At 39.3% G+C, this 3,368-nt stretch carries 7 protein-coding genes and 1 pseudogene; all 8 read left to right on the forward strand.

Annotation, left to right across the window (positions count from 1 at the left end):
• Window positions 1–65 precede the first annotated feature (65 nt).
• Window positions 66–836, forward strand: a complete 771-nt coding sequence (locus AC1DRF_RS20255; protein WP_477741520.1) for a GvpL/GvpF family gas vesicle protein — start codon at window positions 66–68, stop codon at window positions 834–836.
• Window positions 833–1,090, forward strand: a complete 258-nt coding sequence (locus tag AC1DRF_RS20260; protein ID WP_477741521.1) for a gas vesicle protein GvpG — start codon at window positions 833–835, stop codon at window positions 1,088–1,090. The genes AC1DRF_RS20255 and AC1DRF_RS20260 overlap by 4 nt, the downstream gene beginning before the upstream one ends.
• A gap of 9 nt (window positions 1,091–1,099) precedes the next feature.
• Window positions 1,100–1,924, forward strand: a complete 825-nt coding sequence (locus tag AC1DRF_RS20265; protein ID WP_477741522.1) for a GvpL/GvpF family gas vesicle protein — start codon at window positions 1,100–1,102, stop codon at window positions 1,922–1,924.
• Window positions 1,921–2,172, forward strand: a complete 252-nt coding sequence (locus AC1DRF_RS20270) for a gas vesicle protein (RefSeq protein ID WP_013057926.1) — start codon at window positions 1,921–1,923, stop codon at window positions 2,170–2,172. The genes AC1DRF_RS20265 and AC1DRF_RS20270 overlap by 4 nt, the downstream gene beginning before the upstream one ends.
• Complete coding sequence (locus tag AC1DRF_RS20275; RefSeq protein WP_477741523.1) at window positions 2,162–2,446, forward strand: gas vesicle protein K; 285 nt, start codon at window positions 2,162–2,164, stop codon at window positions 2,444–2,446. Before AC1DRF_RS20270 ends, AC1DRF_RS20275 begins: the two co-directional genes overlap by 11 nt.
• Window positions 2,447–2,460: 14 nt before the next feature.
• Window positions 2,461–2,778, forward strand: coding sequence for a gas vesicle protein (locus AC1DRF_RS20280; protein WP_427075947.1), 318 nt, complete (start codon window positions 2,461–2,463; stop codon window positions 2,776–2,778).
• Between the two features lie 32 nt (window positions 2,779–2,810).
• Complete coding sequence (locus AC1DRF_RS20285; protein ID WP_427075946.1) at window positions 2,811–2,939, forward strand: hypothetical protein; 129 nt, start codon at window positions 2,811–2,813, stop codon at window positions 2,937–2,939.
• 141 nt (window positions 2,940–3,080) lie between these two features.
• Window positions 3,081–3,368: pseudogene (locus AC1DRF_RS20290) on the forward strand (hypothetical protein); the annotation flags it as partial.

Here is a 3,368-nt window from a genome sequence, read left to right on the forward strand (position 1 = left end):
CGCACCAGCCTGCGCTATCGAAGCTCTCCAGCAGAGAAGTAAGCTGATTATTTTAATGGAAAGGAATGAAACAGAAATCAATGAGTGAAGAAACGGGCATTTATATTTTTTGCAGTATTCCCGCCACCGAGGCGCATACGTTTGGCAGCGTTACGATTGATCAGCAAGAAAGAGCTACTTTTACCATTCATTACCGAGATGCAGCTATAGTGGCTGCTGCCTTTCCTCTTAAAATTTATCATCCTACAAAAGAGAACGTCACAGCGCACCAGCAGGTGATTTCCAAAGTAATGAATGAGCATGATTCGGTCATTCCAATCAGCTTTGGCAACGTGTTTCATAGTCAACAAGATGTTGAAATGCTGTTAGAAAACTTATATCCACAGTTCGCCTCTCTTTTCCCACAGTTAAAAGGAAAAATAGAAGTCGGACTAAAAGTAATTGGGAAACCGGACTGGCTGAAACAAAAAGTGAATCAAGATTCTTCTTTGCAGCAAGTACGAAACCCGCGTTCTGCCAGTGCTGATTTTTATAAACAAATTGYGCACGGAGAAACAGCTCAGAAATTCTTTTTAAAGCTTCAGCACGACTGTAAAAAAGAGCTGTATCAACATTTAGAACCGATAGCTGAAGCGTCGAGACTCAATCCTCCTATTGTCGAAACAATGCTTTTGAACGCTTCTTTTTTAATTGACCGAGAAAAAGAAGCAGCGTTTGATGAACGTGTAAATGACCTGTATGAAAAATGGAAGCACAAAGCCGATTTTAAATATTCCGGACCGTGGGCTGCTTATAACTTTATTAATATTCAACTAAAGGTAGAAGAGAATGTATGATTCATAAACTGCTGCTGTCTCCTGTTACGCTCATTGTAAAAGTCGGACAGAAAATCAAGGAAKAAGCGGATAAAGAACTTTACGATGTCTCTTTTATTCAGCAAAAAATCGTTCATCTTCAAATGATGTATGAGCTTGGAGAAATACCAGAAGATGCATATATGGAAAAAGAAAAAGAACTGCTGCTGAGGTATGAAGCAGCAAAAGAATATGAATTAAAAAGATGGGAATCAATGACGAAGAAACAAAAGTGAGGTTAAAAGATGGAAAAGTTCATTTATTTATATGGTCTAGTTCCAACCGAAGAAGCTAATGAAATGCCCTTTCCTTCACTTGAAGGCATGGATCAGAACAACCCTATCTATGCTCTTTACTTTGATGACATTACCGCATTTGTATGCGACTTGCCAAGCGATGAGTATTCGGAAGAAATACTGAAAGAAAAGATCGAGCACGATATGAAATGGCTGCAGGACAAAGCCATGCATCACCATGAGATTCTTCTTTTCTTACAAAGTCACTACACGCTTCTTCCCATGAAATTTTGTACGGTCTACAAAAGCAAGGATAGCTGTCAAAAAAGTATTGCTGATAACAAAGAGAAAACGCTCTCTTCTCTTCAGCTTTTAAAAAGATCTGAAGAATGGAATATAAAAGTGTATGCCCATACGAATTCTTTAAAGAACTATCTCCTAACGAACAATGAAACGATCCAAAAGAAAAAAGAAGAAATAAATACGCTGCCTCCAGGCAGGCAGTTTTTTGAACGTAAAAAGATAGAAAGGCTGATCGAAGAAGAAACAGAAAAAGAACAGCTTTCGCTTTGTGATCACTTGCACACTGAGATAAGCCCCTACGCCGCTTACCACACAATCAAAAATAACTGGAGTCAAAAAATAACCGGCGAGAGCTACAGCATGTGCTGGAACAGCATCTACCTTCTTTCAAAGAACAATGTAGAATCATTTTTAAAAGCCATTAGCGACAAGCAAACATTTTATAGTGAAATGGGACTGAACATCGAAGTAACGGGACCATGGCCTGCTTATCATATCGACACTCTGCGCTCGGAGAAAGATGCGGGATGACATCGCTGCGAAAACAAACGCTGGAGCAAAAGGACATCGCCCTCATTGATATATTAGATGTGATCCTCGATAAAGGAATTGCCATTAAAGGTGATTTATTGATTTCAATTGCCGGAATTGATTTAGTCTATCTTGATTTGCGGGTATTGATTTCTTCTGTAGAAACGCTGATAGGCTCTCATGATCGTCAAATCATTTCTTCTCAGCAGCTTGAACAGGAAACGGAGGCGTTGAGAAATGGAAAATAACCTCAAACGAAACGGCCGCATTGAGCTGAGTGCGGAAAATGCTGAACAAGGCCTAGCGCAGCTTGTTTTAACCGTCATTGAATTACTGCGGCAGCTCATTGAAAAACATGCGATTCGCCGAGTCGACAGCGGAAACCTTACGGACGCTCAAATCGAAGACCTGGGCGTGGCGTTGATGAAGTTAGAGAACAAAATGGAGGAGCTAAAATCAGTGTTTAACTTTACAAATGAAGATTTAAATATTGATCTAGGTCCCCTAGGAAAAGTGCYATAACAAGGAGTGAAAAAATGGCGGCGGAACATAACGGGCATCTGGGCACCATTGTAGAAGTATTGGAAAAAGTATTAGATAAAGGTCTTGTTATTGCTGGAGATATTAAAGTGCAAATTGCTGATGTTGAACTCTTAACAATCAAAATCCGGCTGCTTGTCGCTTCTATTGATAAAGCAAGAGAAATTGGCATGGACTGGTGGGAAACAGACCCTTACCTATGTTCAAAAGCAAATCAGTCTTTTCAAAAACTCCAGGCGGAAAATGACAGTTTAACGCAGCAAGTGGCATCTTTAACGCAGCGAATTCAAGATGATTTGCTTTCGCTTGATTAACAGCTCACTTTATATAAGGAGGAATAACAAACATGAATCCTGAACAAAAATCTACGCTGTCTCCTATTTCACAAGAGCAGCAAAGCTCCGATACTCAGCTAACGGAAAAAGAAGAGCGTATGCCCGAGTATACGCATACTTCGCTTAATCCAGATTCATAGAACCAAAAGAGAAATGCTTCGGCATTTCTCTTTTGGTTCTATACTTTTCTTCATTAATCATGACATTGAAACAAATGGAGGTAAATACAATGAACATAGCGAATGAGTACCATTATCTATCAATTACAAAGGAGAACGAGCATGAAGAAAAGAGCATTTGGAATAGTCTATACCCTTTTAACGCTGTTCATTTTAGGTGCCTGCAGTACCGAAGACGTTGTGACAAATAATTCTGATCCAAAAGTTTCTGTTTCTACTACAGTTAAACCGCTGACGAAAAAAGAATTTAGTGAAGTTGGAACATCAGGGTTAACAAACCCTTCAAAAAAAGATTTTCACAAAGTACATATGACCCTTACCTTACGCGGCACGGATTACCTGTCGAATATTCAAGTTAAGCTACCTAACTATAAAGAAGCTTTTAATAAC

This window comes from Priestia sp. P5_B4 (assembly GCF_056400385.1).

Bases quoted from the DNA above. Each gene is read 5' to 3' on its own strand.
- AC1DRF_RS20285 (WP_427075946.1), top strand. From the start codon at position 2,811: ATGAATCCTGAACAAAAATCTACGCTGTCTCCTATTTCACAAGAGCAG.
- AC1DRF_RS20270 (WP_013057926.1), top strand. From the start codon at position 1,921: ATGACATCGCTGCGAAAACAAACGCTGGAGCAAAAGGACATCGCCCTC.
- AC1DRF_RS20280 (WP_427075947.1), top strand. From the start codon at position 2,461: ATGGCGGCGGAACATAACGGGCATCTGGGCACCATTGTAGAAGTATTG.
- AC1DRF_RS20265 (WP_477741522.1), top strand. From the start codon at position 1,100: ATGGAAAAGTTCATTTATTTATATGGTCTAGTTCCAACCGAAGAAGCT.